Source organism: Bacillus sp. FSL K6-0972, assembly GCF_037976035.1.
Classification (GTDB): Bacteria; Bacillota; Bacilli; order Bacillales; family Bacillaceae; genus Bacillus; species Bacillus haynesii.
This window is the reverse complement of sequence record NZ_CP150260.1, coordinates 1,934,707-1,957,732: the sequence shown is the minus strand read 5'-3', so window position 1 is coordinate 1,957,732 and position 23,026 is coordinate 1,934,707. Positions and strand designations below refer to the sequence as shown.

Here is a 23,026-nt window from a genome sequence, read left to right as displayed (position 1 = left end):
TTTATCCCTGCATACCTTCCTCTTTGCTTTTTTTAAGTGATAAAAACTCATCCTGAAAAATGCACATTCTAATAGCGTTACGGTAATAACCGTCGACGAAAAATTCATCCTGCAGCTCGCTCTCGATTGTGAATCCTGCCTTTTTATACAAGTGAATGGCTTTTGCATTATCTTCGTCGACGATCAAATACAATTTGTGCAAATTCAAGACGGAAAATGCGTAGTTCATCGCCAAATACGTTGCGCTTGACGAATAACCGTTCCCTTGATGCTCGGGATCAATGATGATTTGAAACTCCGCCCGCCTGTGAATATAATCAATTTCGACCAGTTCAACCAATCCGATCATCTCAGTCTCTTTCTCTATGATAAAGCGCCGTTCGCTTTGGTCGTGGATGTGTTTGTCAAATAAATCCTGCAGCTCAACAAAAGTCTCATACGGTTCTTCAAACCAATACGACATAATCTTCGCATCGTTGTTAAGACGGTGGACAAACGGAAGGTCTTCTCTTTCGAGCGGACGCAATTTAAGCTGATTTAACATATCAGCAACCTCCAATGTAAATTAAAATTTAAGATGAAGTAAGGCGCAGGCCGATCACCCCGACAATAATAAAGCCAAGCGAGATCAGCTGCGGAGCACGAATACGCTCCTTAAACCAAAATAAACTGACTGCCGTAATGCCGATGCTGCCGATCCCGGTCCAAACCGCATACGCAACACCGGCTGATAGCACCTGCATTGCTTTTGAAAGGCAGAAAAAAGACAAACCAAACCCCAACACCATGACGACGATCGGCCATTTTTTTCTTGTGCCGTCTACATATTTCATAGCGATGGCTGCAATAACCTCTTCGATTCCGGAAATCACCAAAAACATCCATGGCATCATCAATCACCTCCTGATTGGGTATTGTTCTCTTTTGTAAACATCTTCATGCCAATAATGCCTCCCAATAGCACGATTAAAAAAAATATTTGCCCTCCCGAAAAGGGTTCGCCCATAAAAATACCTGTCACATATGTGCCGGCCGTTCCGATCCCGACAAATACGGTATAAGCCGACGCCATCGGAATGTTCCTGTAAGATCGTATCAGCATGATAAAGCTTACCGCGATCAGTACAAAGATCATCAGCCAATCGGCGAATGAATCCGCATGTTTAAGACCTGAGGCCCACACCACTTCCAAAAAACCCGCAACAATTACGAGGAGCCAACTCAATGATAACACCCTTCCTGTTGTGAATGAACGTCAGTCATTTTTATACCGATAAAAAATGAACAGCTGCAGCCGGTCATTTTTTACTTGGTTCCTATGCTTCTCTTCAGAAAAGTAAATATTTCTTTTTTGAACACACTGATCTCTTCGTCTTTTTCCGCCCCGATGTAATAACGTTCCGCTATGTTTTCGACAAAGTTGATAATCGTTCTGGCCGTCCAGCGCACATTGATGTCAGGAATGACCTCGTTTTTCTCAACTGCTTTTTCGATAAGTCCTTCAAGCCAGGAATAATAAGGCTGATAGATAGCCTCCCATTTTTCCATTGAATGGTCAAAGGCAAGACCTGAGTAGCAAAGAACGATAATATCCTGATGAAGTTCCGTCATGTTGAACGTTTCATCGATCATGATGTTCAAGGCGGTCCAGAAAGACATGGTTCCGTCGACCTTGCTCTTAATATGGTCCAAAGTATGTGTCAGAAGATTTTCCGCGATCGCAGGAATCAGCGCATTTTTGGATGAGAAATAAAGATAAAAAGTGCCTTGCGCAGTACCTGCCTTTTTCACGATATCTGAAATCGACGCTTTATCCAGCCCCTTTTCAGAAATGACTTCAATGGCCGCCTGCAAAATCTTTTCATATTTCCCGGACGTTTGCTTTGGCATATTGCAGACCTCCCTAAAAATGAATGACTATCATTCATTTTAGGTGATCGGCTTTTCATTGTCAACCAGGCGGCACAGGACTTATTTCCTTAAAATTTCTTTAAAATCTTAAGAATACACTGTCTTTGGATATGAATTACTTTTATACTTTACACATATACCGCAACAGATGGAGTTGATATTGTTGAAACCGCTGATTAAGCTGGCATGCGGAGCTGCCTCTCTTATCGCAGCCGTCCTCGCTGTATGTTTTGCAGTGAAACGGAACAAAGACAAACAATAGGAATTGAGGAAAGTCCTCAGCAAAGCTTTTCTTTTGCTAAAAGTTCTTGTCATTCAATTCTTGAACTTACTGGTTTTTTCTTGAGCGTTTAAGATCTTTCAACATCCGATTGCGCGATAAAGCGCCTTACTGAAAGGTTCATTTGGATAAAGGTTCCCAATCGGTTGGTGATATTTGATACCACGCCTCTTTGTCGAGCATTTTAAATTTTTTGTTGATCTCCCTGTTCCGTTTAAAGGGAAATGCAATGACAAGCGGTTAGACCTCCTATAGATTTCTATTAATCTTTTTGGACTTTTGTAACACATGAAAATATATACACAAAATATAACACTTGGAAAATAAATATGATATAATCATTAGGCTAATGAGTAAATAAAGAGCTTTTTTACCTTTTTAATATAAAAACCACGAAGGGGCTATAGAATGGAACTTACGATCACCAGAGCACTAAGCGAACTCAAAATGTTGGATAAAAGAATCAAGCGGGCCGTAAATGAGGCCACATTCGGAGGCTTGATGATCGGAAAGAAACTTCCGAACGGATTTCGGACAACCGAAGACTTGGAAACTAGGGCAAAAGCCGATCATCAATCAATCGAAGCCTTAATCAAAAGGCGAAATGCCATTAAGTCCGCCATTGTTGTATCCAACGCGACGACCAAAATCGAAGTGGCCGGAGTCAAGATGACCGTGGCTGAAGCCATCGAAAGAAAAACCTCCATTAGCTACGACATTCAGCTTTTAGATAAGCTGAAAGAAGTGTACGCTGATTTAGTCGACGAAGCCGACAGCGTCAATCAAAAAGTAACGGAAAGACTGGACAAGCATCTGGAGACTCTTTTCGGAAAAGACGGCAAAGTAAAAGCGGCTGAAAACCAGGAAATCGTCAAATCTTTCCTCGCTGAAAATGAAGCAAAAATCATCGATCCGCTGAATCTAAAAGAGAAGATCGATTCCTTAGCAAAAAAGATCGAGGACTTTGAAATGGAAGTTGACTTTGCATTGTCCGAGAGCAATACACTCACCAAAATCAAAATCGATTAAAGCCGATTGTTAGTCAACCGAAAACCGATAAAACTAAACACCTTCCGAGGGAAAGGTAACTCCCTCCTTTTATTTCATCAGCACAGCCAAAGAGACGCTGTGCCAACAATGAGATAAAAGCTCAAAGCTCAGCGCTCAGCGTTTAAAGCTTAAGTATCAAAGCTCTTAACAGTTCAAAGCTTACGCCTTAAAGTTAAAAGATCGATAAAACCTGGGAGAAACGGCTGTTTGAGCATTTGTTTACCGGCTCAGTCGGTTGCCGCCCAGCAGGTTGGCTAACAATGGATATCAATAACAAAAAAACGTCTATATAGACGTTTTTTTTTATGATGTTCAAACCTTATAAACATTAATTTTTCGTTTTGTCCTTTTCTTTATATATCCAAAAATAATAAATCACCCAGCCTGCCAATATAAATAACATCCCGACCCAATACCCTTGTTCTCTGGGGACTAAATAACTAGATATAATTGCTAATATTAAAGCCGGTACCATAATGATAAAGTATTTCTTTTTATTCAACGTCACTAACACCCTTGTCATTTATTTTAAACATATATACGATATGAACGCTGTTTGGTTTCAGGTTCTTTCACTGTTTATATATCATAAGGACTCAACAACATCACATTTGAAAACTTGAGTTTGCTGTAATTCCCCGATATCTGCAAAAACCCACAAGTCGGCTAAAGGCTTTTGGGTTTTTGCAAAATATAATGGCCGCGGGCAGGTTTTTTAATTTCTGGACGATGTTTCATCAAGCTCTTCATAAATGTCGTCATATTTTTAATCGGAAAGCCGGTTTCTTTCTCGATTTCACTTTTAAGCTTAATACCCCTCAAGCCTTCTTCATGGCGGCTTAAAATGTTTAAGGCAGCCTCACGCTGTATCGTTGTTTTTGATTGGAAAATAGTATGAGATGGAGTCTTGATGGGCGGATGTTTGTCAGCGGCATGTTGGGATTGTTTTAATTCCTGTGCGGCAGCACTTGCCAAGTCGATTAATGAAGATTTTTTGTTAATTGCAGGATCACTCTCCCGATCCAATTCACGCAGCTTCGAATAAATGTCCTGTCGTTCTTTTCGCAATTCCCGCATCACCTGAATCTCCGCATCACCTAGCTGTTCAAGTCTCAAACGCAACGCTTCTCTTTCGTTGAACATATCTCCCACATCCTAAAATTAAGATTCCATTATAGTTTATAGGACTTTTTTAACTTTAACAATTTATTTAAAAATAAATTCAAGAAAAGTTCTTTTTATCATTAAAACATATATGGAATATAAAGGATGATTATGTTCATGATTCCTCTATTGGCAGCACCGACGGCATGATTGATGTTCTTGTATCAATCGGCATATCCTTCGTCCGTCTCCTCCAAATCATATGATCATATCCCTTCCCCCAATAATCCTCCAGCACATAGTCAGGCTCGCCGAATTTCTTCTTCCATATTCTCTGTGCACCGGGATAGCCGCTATCCAAACAAAATTCCTTCACTCCCCGTTTCAGAAAGGTCAAAAACATGACGTTGAACAGCAAAGTCCCGATTCCTCGTTTTTGATAATCCGGGTGGACAAATACCGTTCCTACCTCATATAAATCCTTTAAAGCCCCATCCGTACAAATATCGATCAATTCGCTGGCAGAACCATATTCGATTGTACCGATGATTTTATTCAGACGTTGATCTGAAGCGATAAAAAAGTGCCGGCTCTTCCCCTTGCTGTCTAAATCTGCTTTCAAGTATTGCCTCTTACTTTCAATTTCACTTTCTTGATCATCAAGCAGATCGGATAGCCCCTCTTTAGCAAAAGTATCCTCGACCACGATTCTGAAAAACTGATTCAGCTCTTCAACGTCGTCAATTTGCGGCCTTCTGATCTCAATTTCATTCATTTTAAATCACTTCCTTATTCAGTGATTGTCGTTTCATTTATACCACGGAATCTTGTGTAATTTCATGATTTCCGTGTCCTCTTCATCTCCGGTTCTCCACTCCACTTTAACTGATAACGCATGCCCGATGACATCCTCTTCAGGCATAAAATCAAAAGTCGCGATATGATCTTCCATATGGCCTCCGCCATCCATTTCCTCTCCGGTATACTCAGAAAGATCGTATTCTCCTCTGTCATCATACTTTTTGCCGTCTATGTATAAGGTGATTGTTTTCACAATCGTTCTTTTCGCATCTTCTTGGCTGCCATCCCAATATAAATTCAAAAAATAATTAGGCCCGATTGATGTTTTACCTGATTTCTCAATCGAAGCATGCCACAGACCGCTTTCCCCCTTTCCTTCATACACCACTTTCTTTCCGAAGATCATGGCACTGACATATCCCCCGCCAACTAAAAGCAGAATTAAACTGATTATCAGCAGCCGCTTGAGTCCATTATTGTTTTTCATCGTTTCCCCCGCTTTCACTACATTAGTAGTGATAACGGTGAAAAGGTTACGCAAAAAAAGCGCCATGAACGGCGCCTTTTTAAAATCAGATTTCCCTGGCAGTATTCATTGTTTTTGCCCAATAAATTGAATGACGTGGGACAGACCGTTGTGCGAATCCCCTTCATGACGAACGACTTCCCCCATAAAAAAGTGGACAATACGCCAATCTGAAAAGGTTTGTAAAAATTCTTCCGGTGTATATAAAAGTTCCAGATCCTGCGGCCCGCCGCTTTTGTAAGGGATTTGGTGCGTCGAATACACTTCCGTCACGAAAAATCCCCCGGGCTTCACGGCTTCTTTTACTCCCAGAAGCGTTTTTCGGCGCAGCTCTTCTGGAAAATGTCCAAAAACACATACAATCTCGTCCCACTGATCTTGATTCCAAGACGCTTCATTTAAATCAACAAGCTCAGTCTTCACCGATACATGACGGGTTTCAGCAAGCTTTTTCGTTTTCTTCAACCCAGACTCAGCATAATCCCATGAAGTGACGTTCATCCCTTGTTCTGCTAAAAAAACCGCATTGCGCCCCTCGCCTTCTGCGATGGCTAAAGCATCACCCGACAATTGAAGTTTTTTCTGCGAATCTGCCAAAAACGCATTCGGTTCTGTTCCATACACATAGTTCTCATCTTGAAAGCGCTTGTGCCAAAAGTTCATCGTTTTTGTTCTCCTTTTTTTAGATGCTTTCATATCAATGATATACCCGCTTCTTTTAGATGATGCATTTCATTTTCGCTTCGCAGTCAAACTCGATACTCTCCTTCGAATTAATCCTTATCATTTGTTCGAAAATGAACAATAATCATGATGACGCCTAAAATGAGAAGCTATACAGGATAAAACTAGACAGATGATTGAAAATAAACTGAAGCTTCACTATTGCCAGCTGCATCGGTTATATCATGAGGAAAAGCGACAAATAACACCTGTAAGAAAAATAGCGTTAATAGACCCAGCAAAATTAAAACAAATCCGGAAACAAAGTACATAAAAAACCTCCTGTGAAATGAACTTTCTAGCAGCAAATTTTGATTAAAGAAATTAATTATGAAGCTGCTTTAATTTTTTTCGGATGAAAGAAAGCGTATCTAATGCCAGCTTTTTGCGACAAAGAACAATTCCGGCATGGCCGCAATTGTAAAGATGTCTTTCCGGTTTCCCCCACCTTTCCCACAAATCATCAGCATCCTCGATGTGAACATATTGATCATGTGCGGCGGAAATCAGTAAAATATTATCTTTATTAACTTTCGGCACAGCCTGGCTGGGATCTGTAATTTCCCAATATGTTTGTAAATTTTCATATGTCACATCGTGCTGTTCCAATTCTTCTCTAATGAATTTACCCGGGATGGTATTCCATATCGAATAAGAAAGACGATTGGCATAAAAAATCGAGACCACTATGTCGATTTGAGTCTCAAGGGTAGCCAGTAAATTTGTCATCCACCCGCCTAAACTGACGCCCACTATAATAACAGGGCCGGTTTTATTTGCTTTGATCCAGTGAATGAGTGCCCGTAAATCGACGATAGCTTGTCTCGTCGAATCAACCGTACGATTCAAATTCGCACTTATCATCAATTCTCCGCTGTAACGCGAATGTTCCGGCTCTCTTTCAAAATGATACGGAAGAGAATAGTAGTACATGTTCCAGCCTAAATCGTTCATGATACGATCATGAAATATCTTTTTTATTCTGTCGTATGAATCCATTCGCCAGCCGTGCACAAAAATAACATTAGGTTGATCCATATCATTTTTATTTAAAAAAACCTCGCCTTTTAAAGTATCATTGACAGGGTCCCCTGATGGAATTAGAGATTCATAGCTGAAATGTCCAGCCAAATAGTTTTTTCTTGATTCATGTAGCATGATGGCGACATCAGCCGCTTTTACTTTATAGAATTCGTCTCTGTCAATCGGATTCAATGAAAAAGCGGAAAAATGTTTATCTTTACTTCTTTTTCTGTGCAAATCATATAAAGCTAAACGATCGATGATCTTTGCAAAAAACACTTTTTGCCCTCCTGATTGGTATAAGTAATGGTGCTTTTTTGGACGTTCAGCCAAAAGAGGAGCTTCTGTCAGTTTCATCAACTTTTAAAAAGGGGCACAAGCTACTTTTAAATTTTTACCGCTTGCCTTTTCACAACTTTCAATACTGCAATTTTTTATGTAGAGTAACGACGTTACTTAAGATCCTTAACGATATGCCAGACAAATTGTTAGGATTAAAGCAATTGGATACAAAGCCGATGCTAATTTTTGCTTCTTTTCATCAATATGAATGAAGTTTTTACGAGATAAAAATTTGCGAATTTCGGGTAAGAATATCAAAATAACTTGTAATAAGAAAGACAGCTTTTGCATGAGGGTAAGCGGACTAAACGTAAACCCGAATCCCGCATTACCTCCTATCGTTGACCAATACATATAAAAATTAAGGAAAGGTATGACAAAGCAAAATATAAGTCTATATTGATTAATATAATAATCGCATTTTTCAGCATTAATGCCTTTAGAAGAAAATCTAAATCCGTAGATGAAAAGAAAAAGTGTCCCGAAACTTAATATCGGCTGCTTGATAAAATACGCGAATACAAAAGCTATTAATAACATAATTTACTCCCTTGCACCCATTGTTAATCATCACCATTATACAACAAAGGGAAGAATTACTGAGGCCGAAATGATGAATCCAGCAAAACCCGCACTAAAACAAAAATTAACTCTCTTTCCACTTTTAAAGTTCTGGTACGATCTTTTCTCATCATCTCCCTACAATCTTTTTCCATATCGAAAATAAGTTACTCTTCTTAGCTGCAGTAAAGTCGGTGTTTAATTTGAATTCAAACTTTTCATTCATGTGTCTCGGTATGACATGAAAATGCAGGTGTTTAATTTCTTGCTGAGCAAAGTGACCGTTGTCTGAGAGTATAGTGTAATCATCACAAATGCCTGAATGAATTAATATTTGAGGTACTTTAATTAAAGAATCCATTATTTCATTAGATAGATGGGGATCGTTTATATGATCCAGTCTTTCAATATGCTTATTTGGTATGATTAATGTATGGCCATTTGTAACAGGATTTATATCAAGAAATGCTGTTACATAGTCATTTTTATAAACCTCAAAACTTGAAATTTTCCGACTAACGATTTCACAAAATATACATTTGTCCATTTCACTATTCATACTTTGTTAAGTGTCCCTCTCTTTCCGGAGTTTTTTTCGGATGCACCGGACGGCTCTAGCTGTTTTCCATCAGGACGACCTTCGCAGTAGATGTCTTCATCAATATCATATTGAAATTTCTCGTCCCGAATTGCATCTCTGTCTTCACGTGAACACTCACAATCCGTTAAGAAGCAACGTTCAAGCATATTCCTTTGAGTCGCTTTCTCTTTGCTGTCTTACTGCAATTCGTTGAGATCCTCTATAAACTAGAGACCTTTGAGAAAATGATCTAACTCACGTTTAATCCAAAATTCAAAAATTGAGATGCATCATCTATACTTAAATCCTTACTTGCTATGGAGAATATTTTGCAACCAAAAGGGTTGACTTTTGAAAATAAACGTCCCACATATCAACATCTAGTCGCTTCAATCCTATTGCCTCAAGATCTAATCCCTTTTTATTGTAACTGATATGTAGATGTTTTGTTTTCATCATAATTCATTAGGAAACCTTCCTTTTTAGAAATTGCTTAATTTTCAATGTTTGACGGAGCGTGATATTTAAATTAATAAAGGTCTTCTAATCTGAAAATCGCCTCTTCACAAGAACTAGCCTAAACACAATAACAATGAGACAGATAAAACTAGGCAGCACAATCAATATTTTTTGATTTCCTTGTTTAACGTTATGACTTACCTTCCTTTATTAACCCAAAGATATTTTCCCGCATTTTATAAAAATGAGAAAGAGACCGAACTTTATCAATCGGTCTCTTTACTGTTGGTTTCTTTTTCTTATTAACATTCCCAAAATACACCCCACAATAGCCGCAGCAACATTGAGTATAAGCTTATTTCCTAGGGATAAATTTTTAGAAGAATACTCAATATAAAAAGTCATTAAAAATACGGCAATACCTGCGAAAACTGGCGGCAAAAATTTAATAACAATCTCCCTTTCTAATGCATATTCACTTTTAATTTTTTATCCTCCAATAGGGGATATCATAACCAAAGGAACCTTTTTTGTATATATAACAGCTCCACAGATCATCCTTCAAATTCGTTCATTAAATCCAATTATTTTTTCGGTAGCTTAGCAGCCTCCTTGATTCTCTTTTGTTAACGCCGTTCTAAACCGGCGCTGCAAGATATTGGTGTTATCCAATATCAATTTCTTTTCACATGTAATATTATACAAATAATAACATATCAATCTATATATATATACAGCTCGATTGATATTTTGCACCTTTCAAGAAGTGTTGATTATTCTGCTATTTGCTTATAGAATTGAACAAAGATTCAGCCTCCTCTTACCTTTCATGCATGAGATTCTTTCCTCAAGTGATACAAACAATACCGAGAGGAATAGCTTTTGAAGTTGCAAAATTGAAAAACAGAAATTCTTATTGCACAGTAATGATCGAAATCTTTAAAGATCTGTGTTTTTTTTAACTTCATTAATATCACTATAATTTTAAGGAGTCAGTTGGATGTTTATAAAATATAATGAATATGATTTACTGGAACTTTTTGAGAGCGAGCCGGTCAGTATAGCTGATGATCCAGAGGCCGGCGAATTGGTTTATACTTTTAAAGATAATCAAAACTTCAAGTTAATTTTAACGCTGGATGTTTATCAACTAACTTGTAGCCTGGATATAACCTATAAAGATTTCTCAGTATTTACAGGTGTTTTTCATAACGTAACTAGCATTAAGAAAATTGAAGATTTCATGGTTGTAAGTATTGAAGAAGAAGAGAGAATAAAAGTAAAATTCACTAAGCAAATTGGAGTAGAGTTACTTTAAGCTTTTAAGTTGTATTGAAAAAAATTTCCTTAGCGGGATGAGATTGCATTTATCGAGTGCTGTTATTTTTCTTCGTCTTTCTTTAGACTCTTCTTTTTAATAACGTCTTTAACTTAATAAAACGAAATCTCCTCATAGTCAATATCGTTGATCAGGTGTCCAATAGTTGCAATGCGCTCATCTTCTAATTGTTTAATAAATTTAATATAATATGTTTCCCACTCGCTCTTTGCTTCAGCGCAGTCAGCAACAATGTCAATGAAATTGAGAATTCCCCCTCTTAATTCTTCATAAAATACAATTTTCGCAAAAATGGCCAATTCAAAATTCCCAAACGTAGCAAAAAGTGCGATATATTCGTCGTCAAACAGACATCCCGAATTTAGCAAATCCAAATAATCATGTAGTGAAACAAAATGATCGCGGATCAGTGATATCTTTTCTGCTGTGTTTTTTATTTCCATGATGCAATCCACCAATTTCCGCAATTCAATATCACTCATGCGATCATTTTCATTTAATATTAACGCTATTGGTTTTTCTCTCTCTTCAATTTCTCTGATGATCAACATTTTGAAGCCATCAATTTCCGCAGCGTTATTTACCCTTTGAATAAATTCATTGCGATACAAATTGATATAATCAGTAATCGTTTGATCCGTCTTTAAATCCCGCTGTAACCGATCAAATGCTTCGTTAATTAAGTTTGCCCTTTTATCAGTATGGCAATCACTTAACAAGCGATTTAACCTGTCATATTGAACTTCAGAAATTCTGACTTGATTGGCCTCGCCCCCGGATAGCAGTGAAAAAACAGCATTGTTTATCATTAACTCAAAAATATTAAAAAGTTCTATGCGATAATTAAAGCGAGATATTCTTCCGAAGTTTGTCAAGACATACATTAAATCGTGATGGTTAAAAAATTGACAGAATCTCGTTTCTATCAGCAGTCGCTCTAAATACTGTTTAATATAAAAAACACCTTGCAGTTCCATGTTGTCAATGGCTAAAGGATAGTCAATGCTCGCCATGGTATTTTGAGCTTCAAAAATAATATTATAATGATTCATAAATACAGGTAACGATTCGTCAATGGTTAAAGTATAAGCATCAACAGGCACATCTAATTTTATTTTTTTTACGTCTTGATATAATTGTTTAGCTTCTTCAAAATAACAGTGAAGTAATTCGACACCTTTTGTATATATTTTTTTTATACTATCAGAATGTAAATGTACTATAACCTCTTCAGGTTTCTCAAAATGGAGAGCATAAGCATCTATTGCATACATGAGGGAAACCATAATCCCTTCCGCCGTTTCCGTTGTAACCGACGTACTTTCCCCTTTGGTGTACTGGCCTATCAATCGTTGCAGAATTTGCATAATCTCTACCTGTATCTTGTAAGCTTTCTCGCTGGTAATAACTCCAACATTTTGGCCTTCTTTTAGAAGTGACAACATATATTGGCTTTGCTTTAACTTTGATTTATCAATCGTAAAATTTGAAACCAAATCATAGCGATTTAAAGTGTTTTCTTTGTCCATGTTATTCATCACCTTTATATAAAGACTCACTTCTCATCGTATCTCTTCTGAAACTCTCCGCGAGTTCCTCCATTTTACTTCTTAATATCTCTAAAGACCCGGCAGAAGGCCCGTTAAAACACTCCATCATCTGATGAATCAGTTTCATGTCCCCTATCTTATCTTCTGTTTCATTTCTGAGATAATAAAAAATCTCCTGAAGCTCGATTAACGTTTCGACATCATTATCCTCATCCATATAGGGTGAAGCAGCAAACACCTCAATTAATTCCTTTAGTACTTCAATCCCCAGCTCTATACGTCCATGATCATGAAGCACTTTATTTCTATAAACGATTAACGTTTTTATATCACTGGGTGTTAAGATCAGACCATGCTCTTTTGTTTTTTCATTTAATTCAAGTAGCTCCATCATAGGTTTTGATTGTGGGGATAATTGAATGGAATTCAAAAAACGAGATAAGTTCATAAACCTCTCTTCCTTTCAAAAGCATCTTTTTTTAAAAAAACATTGACTTTTTATAACTTCTGTGTTATGATAAAATAAGGTGTTTTTTTATTAACAATCAATAATTTATTCTATTTACTTGCATATGTCAATAGTTGTTTTTCAACGGTATTGTTTCTTCCCCTCTTAAATCAGCTCTTTATTCCTCAAGACCAATTCAACTCAACAGATTTCTTTCAAAATTTTTATCTACGTATACTTCATTCTGTTAAAATTGTTGTATTACTTAACTTTTCTATTTTTTGTCTTAGACCCGTACATACCATCAGTAGACGGTCCCGCCGCTTTCTGGCCGTATAGCCGTCTATGCCTTGCTCTCTTGGCGCCCAAAGAACAGCCAACGTTTCCCGAACCTGACGTACAGCCGCTTCTTTCACTTAATTCGCTTGTCACCTTAAAGATGCCGTACAGCAGCGTGTTGGATGATTTCTTTCCATTTGTACTGACTTTTTTCAAACTAAAAAGGCTGCAGCTTGCAACCTCATTTTGTTAACCTTTTTTGTTGTATAGTCTCTTTGTTATGGCTATAAAAGGTTTCCATTTCATTTTCGACAACAAAAGCAATAAAGACATTTCAATAAGGAACTCTATACTAGAGAGTAAGTGAATGCCAGTGTTCATAGTGAGAACTTTGAAGGAAATATAATGTCCGCGTTGAAAATAAACGGTTTTGTTCTTCAGTAAAAGAATGAAATAGACCTGAAGAAATCAAATCTATAAGAGTTAAAATGAAATAAAGATGCTTATTTCATCGACATCTCAATCCTAAATGTGGTAAAATTGATGACAATGTTAACCATAAAAAGGAGAATTATGCGTATATGAGTATTATTATTTTGGCATCCATGCTTTTATGGGGTGCATTAATATATGAACTAAGTAAATCTTCAAAAAAGCAAAACAACCGAAAAATTGTATCTTTGATATCTTTGGGCTCTTTATCAACTTTAGTTATTACTATTTCGCTTTTTCAAAACCTCCCGTTTTAAAATTTGTTTATAACTAAATCCATCGTATATGTCGTCGGTGTGGAATTGTTATAAAAAAATCCTTCTTACAAGAAGGGTTTTTTATTTATTATCCTTTTCATCATTATCTAATTCTGGAAAATCCTCAATCATTGATCGAATATCTTCAACAAATTCTTTCTCTGTATATTGACCACCCGCGTGTTTTAGATTATCCAGTTTTCCGCAAATAATCTTAAGGATTCCCTTTGCGTGCTCTTCTTTAAGGCCGTTTACTTTGTTTATCATCTTATCCAACTCAAGCATTTAATAGTTTCCTCCTTCTGCTTATTGTTCACCCTAATATAACAGTCCACTCCACTTAGTATTTAGTCCTTTAGGTCACTTTTGCCGCGGCATTCCAAGCTGACCACACTTTGCGTCTTAAACACGTGGTTTTGCTCTTGGAATCCAGGCGAAGACATGAAATTTATCAAGAAAAGCAGCTGATGTTTACTCCCATATCAGTAAGAAACACAACCAAGATAGAATCGAAGATTACGAGGATTATGTCTCAGCGATTATGGAGTTAGATTAATAACTTCAAATTTTTTTGGTCATATTTTGGTCAAAGACCAAAAAGAAGACCACTTACATTCTTTTGACCAAAAATAAAAAACCCCCTGACACCGCTGGTGCCAAGGGATTCCTAGATTAATACTGAGACATATACTGCTCGCGCTCCCAAGGATGGACTTGTGTGCGGAACATATCCCATTCGATTTCTTTTGCTTCGACGAAGTGTTCGAATAGGTGGTCGCCGAGGGCTTTGACCATGACTTCGTTTGATTTGAATTCTTCGAGAGCGTCTGCCAGTGTCGCAGGAAGGTCGACGATTCCGTTTTCGAGGCGCTCTTCTTTTGTCATGACATAGATGTTGCGGTCGATCGGAGCCGGTGCTTCCAGCTTGTTTTTGATGCCGTCAAGTCCTGCTGCAAGGAGTACGCTCAAGGCAAGGTACGGGTTCGCAGAAGGGTCTACGCTTCTGACTTCTACGCGCGTGCTGATGCCGCGGGAAGCCGGGATACGGATTAACGGGCTTCTGTTTTGCGCGCTCCATGCCACATAGCAAGGTGCTTCATAGCCTGGAACAAGGCGCTTGTAAGAGTTGACAGTCGGGTTTGTCACGGCTGTAAAGCTTGTTGCGTGTTTGACGATGCCGGCGATGAATTGCTTTGCCGTTTCACTCAGCTGAAGGTCAGCGTCTTTGTCAAAGAAGGCGTTGGCGCCGTTTCGGAAGAGTGATAGATTGCAGTGCATGCCTGATCCGTTTACGCCGAACAATGGTTTTGGCATGAATGTTGCGTGCAGGCCGTGTTTGCGCGCGATTGTTTTAACAACGAGCTTGAACGTTTGGATATCATCGCAAGCGCGGATAGCTCCGGCGTATTTGAAGTCGATTTCGTGCTGTCCAGGTGCAACTTCGTGGTGAGACGCTTCGATTTCAAAGCCCATTTCTTCGAGCTCAAGTACGATGTCTCGGCGGCAGTTTTCGCCAAGGTCAGTCGGCGCAAGGTCAAAGTATCCGCCTTTGTCGTTCAGTTCAAGCGTTGGCTCGCCTTTTTCGTCAAGCTTGAACAGGAAGAATTCAGGCTCTGGTCCAAGATTGAAATCTGAGAAGCCCATGTCTTCCATTTCTTTTAAAATGCGTTTTAAGTTGTTGCGCGGATCACCTTCAAACGGCGTGCCGTCCGGATTATAAATATCGCAGATGAAGCGGGCTACTTTACCTTTTTCGGCGGTCCATGGGAAAATCACAAATGTATCTAAGTCCGGGTACAAGTACATATCGGATTCTTCAATGCGGACGAATCCTTCGATTGAAGAGCCGTCGAACATGACTTTATTATCAAGTGCTTTCTCCAGCTGGCTCACAGGAATTTCAACGTTTTTAATCGTTCCAAGAATGTCTGTAAACTGAAGGCGAATATATTTTACATTCTCCTCATTTACTAGTTTAACAATGTCGTCTCTTGTATACTTTGCCATTCGTAAAACTCCTCCTCTAAAAGGTAAATGTATATAGCAATGCAGTTGCTAACAAATTAATGAAAAAACCTGGACATGTCTCCCTGGCGGAATGTCGTCCCTCTTTGGAAACGGCCTGCTTGGATAAGCTCGTTTTTCAGCAGTTTTCTCAGTTCTTCATCCGACAAGTTGTGCTTCTCTGCTTTTTTCGGCTTGTCTTGTTTGTCTTCTTTTTGTTCGTTTTCTGTTTTGGCGAAAATTTGTTTAATCCCCGCCATGTTTACACCTTGTTCGATCAAATCTTTAATTTCGAGCAGCTTATCTACATCATGGAATGAAAATAAACGTCTGTTCCCTTCGCTTCTTGCAGGAAATACCAGTCCATTTTCCTCATAATACCGAATTTGTCTTGCGGACAGTTCAGTCAGCTGCATGACGATACCTATCGGAAATAAGGGCATTGAGCGGCGAATTTTATCACTCATCTCAATTTCCTCCTTTTCTTATATAAATTTATTATATGTGATGTTATATAATGTGTCAACATGATGTAAGGAATCTTTACATGAAAATATTCTTTATTTTCTTTACATTAATCCCTGCTTCATGAGCGCATCCACAGCACTGCATATCGCATTTTTCACATGGGAATAGGTTAATCCGCCTTGGACATATGCCACATAAGGCGGTCTTATAGGGCCATCCGCTGATAGTTCAATGCTTGCTCCCTGTACAAAAGTGCCGGCCGCCATAATGACATCATCTTCATAGCCCGGCATATAGCTCGGATACGGCGTCACATGAGCATTGACAGGAGAAGCGTACTGAATCGCCTGACAAAACGCGATCATCTGCTCCGGGTTCGAAAATTCGACAGACTGGATCAAATCAGTCCGCTTGCTGTCCCATGAAGGATTCGTCCTAAAGCCGAGCTTTTCGAGGAAGCGGGCTGTGAACACGGCTCCTTTTAATGCCTGGGAGACGACATGCGGCGCAAGGAAAAAGCCCTGATACATCTCCTGGAGCGTGTACAACGATGCACCGGCTTCACTGCCAATTCCCGGTGAAGTCATTCTGTAGGAGCAGGCTTTCACCCATTTTTCCTTGCCGGTGATATAGCCGCCTGTTTTGGCCAGGCCGCCTCCAGGGTTTTTAATCAGCGAACCTGCCATCAGATCCGCTCCAACATGGCACGGTTCACGCTCTTCTACAAACTCGCCGTAGCAGTTGTCGACGAAAACGATGATGTTTTCGTTTATTTCTTTAACAAAGCGAATCATCTTCTCAATCTCATCAATTGTAAAAGACGGACGATCGGCGTATCCTTTTGAGCGCTGGATTCCGACGACCTTTGTCTGCGGTGTGATGGAAGCTGCCACCCGGTCAAAATCAACGGCTCCCTCTTCTGTCAGCTCGACATGGCTGTATCCGATCTGAAAATCCTTCAAAGACCCCGAGTTTTCCTCACCTCTGACGCCGACGATCTCTTCGAGGGTATCGTACGGTTTGCCGGTGATGTAAAGAAGTTCATCCCCCGGGCGGAGAACGCCGAATAAAGCAATTGATATCGCATGGGTTCCCGAGATGATCTGCGGTCTAACAAGGGCCGCTTCACCGCCGAAGACGTCGGCATAGACTTTTTCCAGCGTATCGCGGCCGATATCATCGTAGCCGTAGCCTGTCGATGGTGTGAAATGAGTGTCCGATACTTTGTGTTTTCTGTAGCTTTCAAGCACCCTCCACTCATTTCGTTCACTGATTTCATCAATTGTTTTGTGAATCTGTGCGATGTCGGTTTCAGCCTCAACCGCCGTTTTCTTTAGTAGATCTCCGTGTTTTAATGTCTCAAACATGTTCTGCCGTGTCCTTTCCTACATATACTTCTTCAGCTCTCCCAAAATGTTTTGGTCAGGGAGAATATATCCATTCACTTCATATGCTTCGCGATCTTCGTCAAAAATGGTGCTGTTCGTCATTGTCTCAGACTTGATTCTCGACAACAGCCTTCCTTCTGAAGCGGGAATCCTTACGTCATACGGAACGAGCAGTTCCTTTTTCAGATAGTCTTCAACCGCCTGCTTAAACAGCGGCAAGTCTCCGTCTATTTTGGCGCTCGTCATGATATGACCTCTCCCTGAAGAAGGGATGAAATCCGGCCGCTTCCGGTCTCTTTTGTTATAGACGGTTAAAACGGGAATATCATCTGCTTCAAGTTCCTCGAGAAGGCGCTTGACTGTCGCCTCGTGGCCTTCGTAGTCTTCGTGAGAAGAATCGATCATATGAAGAATCAGATCGGCTTCTTTCACCTCTTCGAGCGTCGACCTGAAAGCCGCGATCAAAGTCGTTGGCAGATCCTGAATAAACCCGACCGTATCCGAGAGCAATACGCTGTATCCGCTCGGGAGCGTCATTTTGCGGGTCATCGGATCAAGTGTTGCAAACAGCAGGTTTTCTTCATAGCTGTCGGCGTCTGTAAGCCTGTTAAACCATGTCGATTTCCCTGCATTGGTGTAGCCGACAAGCGCAATTTGCAGTACACCGTTTTTCTTTCTTCTTTCTCTGTATCTGCTTCTGTGGCGAATGACGGTAGACAGCTGCACATTGATTTCATGAATCCGGTTTCTGATATGGCGTCGGTCGGTTTCAAGCTTTGTCTCCCCTGGGCCTCTTGTTCCGATCCCGCCGCCTTGCCTTGACAGGTTGATTCCCTGACCGCTTAACCGCGGGAGGGCGTATTGCAGCTGCGCAAGCTCAATTTGCAGCTTTCCTTCCCTTGTCCGCGCGCGTTTGGCGAAAATATCGAGGATCAACTGCGTCCGGTCGATGATTTTCACGTCAAGCGTTGTGACAAGCGCTTTCAGCTGACTCGGCGACAATTCATCATTAAAAATTAAAACATCGGGCGACAGCTCTTCACAGAGCACCGCCAATTCATCTACTTTTCCTTTTCCGATATATGTAGCAGCATCCACACGGTTCCGCTTCTGCGTGACCGTGGAAACAACCGTTCCATCGGCCGTTTTCGTCAGCGCGGCGAGCTCTTCCATCGAGTATGAAAAACGCTCATCAGACACGTGCGGAAGCTGGCATCCGACTAATATGGCTTTCTCTTTCATGACTTCCTGTTCGTTCAAGTGATCATGTTCCTTTCTTAACGTTAGTCAATAAGCAGTACTATCATAACAAACGAAGGGAGCGGTTGCCAGAAATCCTCGAAAATAAAAAAAGAACGCGCCATTATACGTGCGGCGCGTCTTCCTTCAAGTCGAGATCCTGGCTTTTGATGGTTATCAGGTCATTCTTTAAATAGCAGTCTCCCATCAGCAGTCTCATCGCCTGCGACCGGATGGATTTTTCGATCAGGTTGCGGACGAAGCGGCCATTGCTGAACTTCGCGGGGCTGACCGTGCTTTTGACGGCCATCAGATGGTCTTTCAGCTTCCATTCGGCCTCAGGGCTGAACTGATATTCCCTTTCCGCCATCATCCGTTTTGCAATGTCCATCAGCTGGCTGACTGAGTAATCGGGAAAATCGATGCTGATCGGAAACCTTGACTGAAGGCCCGGGTTTAATGAAAGAAAATGATCCATTTCCCGCGAATATCCGGCGAGGATTAAAATAAATTCGTTGCGCTTATCCTCCATATGTTTGACTAATGTATCGATTGCCTCCTTGCCGAAGTCTTTTTCTCCGCCTCTGGCAAGGGAATAAGCTTCATCGATGAACAGGATTCCGCCCATCGCTTTTTTGATTAAATCCCTCGTTTTTTGCGCCGTATGGCCGATGTACTCACCGACGAGATCGGCGCGCTCCGCCTCGATCAAATGGCCTTTTGAAAGAACATTCATTTCGTAAAAAAGCCTGCCGATCAGCCTGGCGACGGTCGTTTTTCCGGTTCCCGGATTTCCTTTGAACATCATGTGAAGCGCCTGTTTTCCAGCCTTAAGGCCTTGTTCTTCGCGCTTTTTATTGACGAAAATCCAGGCGTAGATTTCCTTGATATTGCGCTTCATTTCCTCCATTCCGACCAGCGTGTTCATTTCCCTTTCAATTTCCTTCAGAATGCTGTGTTTGGCTTCATTTTTTTGCAGTGCAGCCTGATATTCGGCTTCAGCCTCTGAATTGGCCAAAACCTGCTTTTGACCGTTCAATATGATATTGATTTGTCCGTTGTTTTTATAAGTAACAGCCCTTTCCAACACACTCACCTCACCATTCTCTCTTTATATCCTATTCATGGCGCGCTTAAGCCGTGACAGACGCCCACATGACTGCACAATCCGATGCTTTTTGACAAAACCGGGGCAGGTCTTGTTGATACCTGCGCTTTCCCGAGAAATACTTTATTTCTTATTGTATTCAGGTAAGCTGTGCGGACAAACCAATTTTTTATTTCTGTTTGCCTTTTCGGTAATTGCTTAACGGGGTTGACATGGTAAATCGGAAGAAAATGATGAGTGACGAGGTCCTTTGGGAAATGAGCCAATCCGCCGGAATAAAAAATGAAGTTGAAGTGTTTACTGATTTGGTTAAATACCTTTAGGAAGATTGAATAAATGGAAAGAATTCTGTCTCAAGAAGAATCAGAACTGATTGAGACAGAATTTTAATATGACGATTTATTTACTTATACACATAGCAAGCACACGTACATGTCCTGTGATAAGATTTGCCTTGGCTGTCTCTAAAGAAAACAGTTACATTATTGTTCCCACTCCATTTTTACAGCATTTTACTTCCTCCGCTGTGCTCTTTCGCCTTCCGCTATAGTCTTTTCAATTTTAATATTGTTATCTTTCGTAATAATAAGCTTTGACCCAATAATAGTTTCTACCCTTATTTTCACACCATTCAACAAATCCCTTTGATCGTTCTTTTTTAAACGTCACCCAGTCATTCAAAAGCTCTTGATAATAGTTAAGTACTTCGTTATTGTTTTTCCTTGTTTGTTCACATCCTACTTTGTTGTTTAACAGCCGGGACTTAGCAAGAAGTGCTGTATCTTCTTTAATATCACCAAGATACAAATCTTCGGATATATGATGAAATGAATACCAAAGGGCGTTCAAGTTAATATCGATTAGCGTTAATAAGGATAGTTGTTCATTGCTGCCACCAAGTCTAAGTGCATTGTTTAAGTAATCGACACAGTTTTCAGTATTTAAAAACAAACCATACCACCTATGTGGTCTTGGATCTTCGGGATTATTCTTCATCCATCTCTCAAGTAAAGGCTTTAAAAGTTCCTTTTCCAATGGATGAACGAGTACATAGTGAATATCATCTGATGTTTCAAATAAAGCAAACAGCCAACAAGCAAAATTCTGTTGTGCATTATCATCCCACATCTTTGCTTCTTTAATAAAGGAAGATAATGCTTTAAAAGATTCCTTACGTAACCCTTTTTCTTTGAGGGAACAAAACTTTTTAAATAACGGATATACATCCAATCTGTCATTTTTCAAGATATTAGTTAAGACACTTACCATTTTTACATCTCTCTTTGCTCAGAATATATTCAAAAATCTCACTTTTTTGTTCGAAAATGAACAATAATTAATATTACACCTAAGATAATTAACAATACAGGATAAAATAACACAGATGATTGAAAATAAACTGAAGTCTCTTCATCACTAATCCCATCAATCACATAATTAGGAAAAGCAACAGATAACAACTGTACAGAAAATAACATTGATAGCCCCAGCAAACACGAAATAAATCCCGATATAAAGTACATAATAACCTCCAAAAAATTAGTTAATCTTATAACCAACAATTCCCATCACTAGAATGCTATCTTCCCCAAAGTATTCGTTAGTCTCTCCCCTGATACCGACTAGTGTTTCAAGTTAACGGTTAGTGTTATTAAATTCAGCATCAGAAGATCCTTTTTCATATTTATTTCCCTATTTTCTCGAAGATCGTGATTTATACTCTCTTCTAATAGATGATTTTTTCACCCGCCATTGAGTGCCCTTATCAGACCCGCTTAACACTTCTATTAATGCCAAGTTATCTTCTTCTAAAGTTTTTACAATTTTTATTCTCTGATGCTTTGATATAGTAATTGTATCCCCTCCAACGTTGAATATATTACCGGAGTTTTTCTCTAAATTCTCAATAGAATTAGCACCTGTAATAGACTCCCAAAGCCGTAGTTCATCTCCTGTTTTATAGTCTCCACCACTCCCAATCACGTATAGAGCTGCCATTACTCCAAAAACCAAAAGGACGCCAGCTATTCTATAAAACGCTTTTTTTATGAGTTCTATTAATTTATCCACGAATTTGATTATTGGATTATCTATATATTGGTGTTGTCTTCTTTTTACTCGTGATTGCCTTCTTGTGCATCTCTTTCTTATTTTAAATTTTCTTTATCGTGTCCTGGTGATCATTAGGGTACTCAATATAGCTTCCGTCATCCCAAATGTCTTTTCAACAATCATCTTCAGTTCCGCTTTAGTCTCATTTTCATCACCAAACCATGTAACCCGATTCCCTTTAAAAAACACCTCCAAGGCTTATTTCGGATAACAACTATCCGCTTTTAAACTTGAAGGTGTTTTTTATTTGTCTCATCTTATGAAGCGGTCCCTCGTTGTTTATTTAACAATAAGGGCACGTTTCGTTTTTTGAACGCGAGCGTGAATATCCGCGCGTTCTCCCTGTATTATATTCGGGCCCCTTATCTTATGTACGTGACATTCGTTTTTCTGCCTAGATGAGTATAGACGCTCCCTTTATTCCTTCTACACTGATATAACACAGAAAGGGAAAATTTAATTTTTTATCTTTTATTAGATTTAAAACCTTTTGACACCATGTTTTTTCTTCTTTAGCCAGTCTGAATTTGCGATCAATCAAGATATAACGGCCAAAGTTTTTTGACATGCTATCTGATTCGTTGTCTTTTTCGAGCTCCGCCATTTTTATTAATTGGGTATCAATTGTTTTTTCTAAATTTTCGATTCGATCCTGAATCAATTTTGTAGAATCTTCCTCTTCCAACAACCAAATCGAATATACTTTAATAAGAAATTCGTCCCTATTTATTGGATCTGAAGGGGATACGGCGATCCATTTTTCTAATGCTTCCGTCCCCTTTTCTGTAATTGAATATATTTTTTTATCAGGTTTCCCTGTTTGCTCTACATGCTCATATTCAAGTAGTTCCTCTTTTTCCATTTTGTTCAATAAAGGATATATTTGGCTATGTTTTGCCGGCCACACTACCTCTAGGTACTGAACTAACTCATATCCCGAACAAGGTTTTCTGCCGAGAACACTCAAAATGGCATATCCTAA

Annotated in this window: 24 protein-coding genes and 1 pseudogene; 2 read left to right on the top strand and 23 right to left on the bottom strand. The window is 39.4% G+C overall.

Features of this window, described 5'->3' with window-relative positions:
• Window position 1: 1 nt before the first annotated feature.
• The 4 genes from speG to MKX80_RS09945 all read right to left on the bottom strand — a co-directional run bounded on the left by speG (window position 2) and on the right by MKX80_RS09945 (window position 1,890).
• On the bottom strand, window positions 2–544 hold the full coding sequence (speG, locus tag MKX80_RS09960; protein WP_154995175.1) for a spermidine N1-acetyltransferase: 543 nt from the start codon (window positions 542–544) through the stop codon (window positions 2–4).
• Window positions 545–572: 28 nt separating this feature from the next.
• On the bottom strand, window positions 573–890 hold the full coding sequence (locus MKX80_RS09955) for a multidrug efflux SMR transporter (RefSeq protein ID WP_154995191.1): 318 nt from the start codon (window positions 888–890) through the stop codon (window positions 573–575).
• 2 nt (window positions 891–892) lie between these two features.
• Window positions 893–1,225, bottom strand: coding sequence for a multidrug efflux SMR transporter (locus MKX80_RS09950; protein WP_076791210.1), 333 nt, complete (start codon window positions 1,223–1,225; stop codon window positions 893–895).
• Between the two features lie 80 nt (window positions 1,226–1,305).
• Window positions 1,306–1,890: a TetR family transcriptional regulator gene (locus MKX80_RS09945; protein WP_154995177.1), complete on the bottom strand. Its 585-nt coding sequence runs from the start codon at window positions 1,888–1,890 to the stop codon at window positions 1,306–1,308.
• Window positions 1,891–2,599: 709 nt separating this feature from the next.
• Between MKX80_RS09945 and MKX80_RS09940 the strand changes: the two genes are divergently transcribed.
• The gene (locus tag MKX80_RS09940) at window positions 2,600–3,220 is read left to right on the top strand and encodes a hypothetical protein (protein ID WP_154995179.1); all 621 of its coding nucleotides are present in this window, start codon (window positions 2,600–2,602) and stop codon (window positions 3,218–3,220) included.
• Between the two features lie 687 nt (window positions 3,221–3,907).
• On the opposite strand, the gene MKX80_RS09935 is transcribed toward MKX80_RS09940, so the two are convergent.
• The 8 genes and pseudogenes from MKX80_RS09935 to MKX80_RS09900 form a co-directional block, all read right to left on the bottom strand.
• The gene (locus MKX80_RS09935; RefSeq protein ID WP_268343201.1) at window positions 3,908–4,384 is read right to left on the bottom strand and encodes a hypothetical protein; all 477 of its coding nucleotides are present in this window, start codon (window positions 4,382–4,384) and stop codon (window positions 3,908–3,910) included.
• 136 nt (window positions 4,385–4,520) lie between these two features.
• The gene (locus MKX80_RS09930; RefSeq protein ID WP_268343200.1) at window positions 4,521–5,120 is read right to left on the bottom strand and encodes a GNAT family N-acetyltransferase; all 600 of its coding nucleotides are present in this window, start codon (window positions 5,118–5,120) and stop codon (window positions 4,521–4,523) included.
• Window positions 5,121–5,153: 33 nt separating this feature from the next.
• The gene (locus tag MKX80_RS09925; protein WP_154998842.1) at window positions 5,154–5,633 is read right to left on the bottom strand and encodes a DUF4944 domain-containing protein; all 480 of its coding nucleotides are present in this window, start codon (window positions 5,631–5,633) and stop codon (window positions 5,154–5,156) included.
• A 105-nt stretch (window positions 5,634–5,738) separates the two neighbouring features.
• Window positions 5,739–6,335: a class I SAM-dependent methyltransferase gene (locus tag MKX80_RS09920; RefSeq protein WP_154998840.1), complete on the bottom strand. Its 597-nt coding sequence runs from the start codon at window positions 6,333–6,335 to the stop codon at window positions 5,739–5,741.
• 185 nt (window positions 6,336–6,520) lie between these two features.
• Window positions 6,521–6,667, bottom strand: a complete 147-nt coding sequence (locus MKX80_RS09915; RefSeq protein WP_268314452.1) for a hypothetical protein — start codon at window positions 6,665–6,667, stop codon at window positions 6,521–6,523.
• A 52-nt stretch (window positions 6,668–6,719) separates the two neighbouring features.
• Window positions 6,720–7,697: an alpha/beta hydrolase family protein gene (locus MKX80_RS09910; protein ID WP_154998857.1), complete on the bottom strand. Its 978-nt coding sequence runs from the start codon at window positions 7,695–7,697 to the stop codon at window positions 6,720–6,722.
• Window positions 7,698–8,451: 754 nt separating this feature from the next.
• Window positions 8,452–8,880 (bottom strand): HIT domain-containing protein, encoded by a 429-nt coding sequence (locus MKX80_RS09905; protein WP_154998836.1) that lies wholly within the window; start codon window positions 8,878–8,880, stop codon window positions 8,452–8,454.
• Between the two features lie 271 nt (window positions 8,881–9,151).
• A pseudogene (locus tag MKX80_RS09900) lies at window positions 9,152–9,357 on the bottom strand (DUF3986 family protein).
• A 1,003-nt stretch (window positions 9,358–10,360) separates the two neighbouring features.
• Here MKX80_RS09900 and MKX80_RS09895 point away from each other — a divergent pair.
• On the top strand, window positions 10,361–10,678 hold the full coding sequence (locus MKX80_RS09895) for a hypothetical protein (protein WP_154998834.1): 318 nt from the start codon (window positions 10,361–10,363) through the stop codon (window positions 10,676–10,678).
• Between the two features lie 113 nt (window positions 10,679–10,791).
• On the opposite strand, the gene MKX80_RS09890 is transcribed toward MKX80_RS09895, so the two are convergent.
• The 11 genes from MKX80_RS09890 to MKX80_RS09840 form a co-directional block, all read right to left on the bottom strand.
• The gene (locus tag MKX80_RS09890) at window positions 10,792–12,228 is read right to left on the bottom strand and encodes a DUF6179 domain-containing protein (protein ID WP_268351629.1); all 1,437 of its coding nucleotides are present in this window, start codon (window positions 12,226–12,228) and stop codon (window positions 10,792–10,794) included.
• Window position 12,229: 1 nt separating this feature from the next.
• Complete coding sequence (locus MKX80_RS09885) at window positions 12,230–12,697, bottom strand: DUF6323 family protein (protein ID WP_154998830.1); 468 nt, start codon at window positions 12,695–12,697, stop codon at window positions 12,230–12,232.
• A 1,109-nt stretch (window positions 12,698–13,806) separates the two neighbouring features.
• Entirely contained in the window at window positions 13,807–14,010 is a 204-nt protein-coding gene (locus MKX80_RS09880) for a hypothetical protein (RefSeq protein ID WP_154998828.1), read from the bottom strand.
• A 387-nt stretch (window positions 14,011–14,397) separates the two neighbouring features.
• Complete coding sequence (glnA, locus tag MKX80_RS09875) at window positions 14,398–15,732, bottom strand: type I glutamate--ammonia ligase (RefSeq protein ID WP_003182145.1); 1,335 nt, start codon at window positions 15,730–15,732, stop codon at window positions 14,398–14,400.
• A gap of 56 nt (window positions 15,733–15,788) precedes the next feature.
• On the bottom strand, window positions 15,789–16,196 hold the full coding sequence (locus MKX80_RS09870) for a MerR family transcriptional regulator (RefSeq protein ID WP_003182143.1): 408 nt from the start codon (window positions 16,194–16,196) through the stop codon (window positions 15,789–15,791).
• Between the two features lie 102 nt (window positions 16,197–16,298).
• Entirely contained in the window at window positions 16,299–17,564 is a 1,266-nt protein-coding gene (locus tag MKX80_RS09865; RefSeq protein ID WP_182070637.1) for an aminotransferase class I/II-fold pyridoxal phosphate-dependent enzyme, read from the bottom strand.
• An 18-nt stretch (window positions 17,565–17,582) separates the two neighbouring features.
• Complete coding sequence (gene hflX / locus MKX80_RS09860) at window positions 17,583–18,845, bottom strand: GTPase HflX (RefSeq protein WP_154998823.1); 1,263 nt, start codon at window positions 18,843–18,845, stop codon at window positions 17,583–17,585.
• Window positions 18,846–18,948: 103 nt separating this feature from the next.
• Entirely contained in the window at window positions 18,949–19,914 is a 966-nt protein-coding gene (gene spoVK, locus MKX80_RS09855; protein WP_003182136.1) for a stage V sporulation protein K, read from the bottom strand.
• A gap of 588 nt (window positions 19,915–20,502) precedes the next feature.
• The gene (locus MKX80_RS09850; protein WP_268343369.1) at window positions 20,503–21,201 is read right to left on the bottom strand and encodes a hypothetical protein; all 699 of its coding nucleotides are present in this window, start codon (window positions 21,199–21,201) and stop codon (window positions 20,503–20,505) included.
• Between the two features lie 423 nt (window positions 21,202–21,624).
• Window positions 21,625–21,945, bottom strand: a complete 321-nt coding sequence (locus tag MKX80_RS09845; protein WP_268343367.1) for a hypothetical protein — start codon at window positions 21,943–21,945, stop codon at window positions 21,625–21,627.
• A gap of 493 nt (window positions 21,946–22,438) precedes the next feature.
• The gene (locus MKX80_RS09840) at window positions 22,439–23,011 is read right to left on the bottom strand and encodes a PadR family transcriptional regulator (protein WP_154998815.1); all 573 of its coding nucleotides are present in this window, start codon (window positions 23,009–23,011) and stop codon (window positions 22,439–22,441) included.
• Window positions 23,012–23,026: the final 15 nt, after the last annotated feature.

What these genes read in the sequence shown, in the direction of transcription:
- MKX80_RS09920 (WP_154998840.1), bottom strand. Translation starts at nt 6,335, where the DNA reads ATGAACTTTTGGCACAAGCGCTTTCAAGATGAGAACTATGTGTATGGA.
- MKX80_RS09850 (WP_268343369.1), bottom strand. Translation starts at nt 21,201, where the DNA reads ATGGTAAGTGTCTTAACTAATATCTTGAAAAATGACAGATTGGATGTA.
- MKX80_RS09870 (WP_003182143.1), bottom strand. Translation starts at nt 16,196, where the DNA reads ATGAGTGATAAAATTCGCCGCTCAATGCCCTTATTTCCGATAGGTATC.
- MKX80_RS09930 (WP_268343200.1), bottom strand. Translation starts at nt 5,120, where the DNA reads ATGAATGAAATTGAGATCAGAAGGCCGCAAATTGACGACGTTGAAGAG.
- MKX80_RS09905 (WP_154998836.1), bottom strand. Translation starts at nt 8,880, where the DNA reads ATGAATAGTGAAATGGACAAATGTATATTTTGTGAAATCGTTAGTCGG.
- MKX80_RS09880 (WP_154998828.1), bottom strand. Translation starts at nt 14,010, where the DNA reads ATGCTTGAGTTGGATAAGATGATAAACAAAGTAAACGGCCTTAAAGAA.
- glnA (WP_003182145.1), bottom strand. Translation starts at nt 15,732, where the DNA reads ATGGCAAAGTATACAAGAGACGACATTGTTAAACTAGTAAATGAGGAG.
- speG (WP_154995175.1), bottom strand. Translation starts at nt 544, where the DNA reads ATGTTAAATCAGCTTAAATTGCGTCCGCTCGAAAGAGAAGACCTTCCG.
- MKX80_RS09935 (WP_268343201.1), bottom strand. Translation starts at nt 4,384, where the DNA reads ATGTTCAACGAAAGAGAAGCGTTGCGTTTGAGACTTGAACAGCTAGGT.
- MKX80_RS09885 (WP_154998830.1), bottom strand. Translation starts at nt 12,697, where the DNA reads ATGAACTTATCTCGTTTTTTGAATTCCATTCAATTATCCCCACAATCA.
- MKX80_RS09865 (WP_182070637.1), bottom strand. Translation starts at nt 17,564, where the DNA reads ATGTTTGAGACATTAAAACACGGAGATCTACTAAAGAAAACGGCGGTT.
- MKX80_RS09945 (WP_154995177.1), bottom strand. Translation starts at nt 1,890, where the DNA reads ATGCCAAAGCAAACGTCCGGGAAATATGAAAAGATTTTGCAGGCGGCC.
- MKX80_RS09940 (WP_154995179.1), top strand. Translation starts at nt 2,600, where the DNA reads ATGGAACTTACGATCACCAGAGCACTAAGCGAACTCAAAATGTTGGAT.
- MKX80_RS09895 (WP_154998834.1), top strand. Translation starts at nt 10,361, where the DNA reads ATGTTTATAAAATATAATGAATATGATTTACTGGAACTTTTTGAGAGC.
- MKX80_RS09890 (WP_268351629.1), bottom strand. Translation starts at nt 12,228, where the DNA reads ATGGACAAAGAAAACACTTTAAATCGCTATGATTTGGTTTCAAATTTT.
- MKX80_RS09955 (WP_154995191.1), bottom strand. Translation starts at nt 890, where the DNA reads ATGCCATGGATGTTTTTGGTGATTTCCGGAATCGAAGAGGTTATTGCA.
- MKX80_RS09925 (WP_154998842.1), bottom strand. Translation starts at nt 5,633, where the DNA reads ATGAAAAACAATAATGGACTCAAGCGGCTGCTGATAATCAGTTTAATT.
- MKX80_RS09915 (WP_268314452.1), bottom strand. Translation starts at nt 6,667, where the DNA reads ATGTACTTTGTTTCCGGATTTGTTTTAATTTTGCTGGGTCTATTAACG.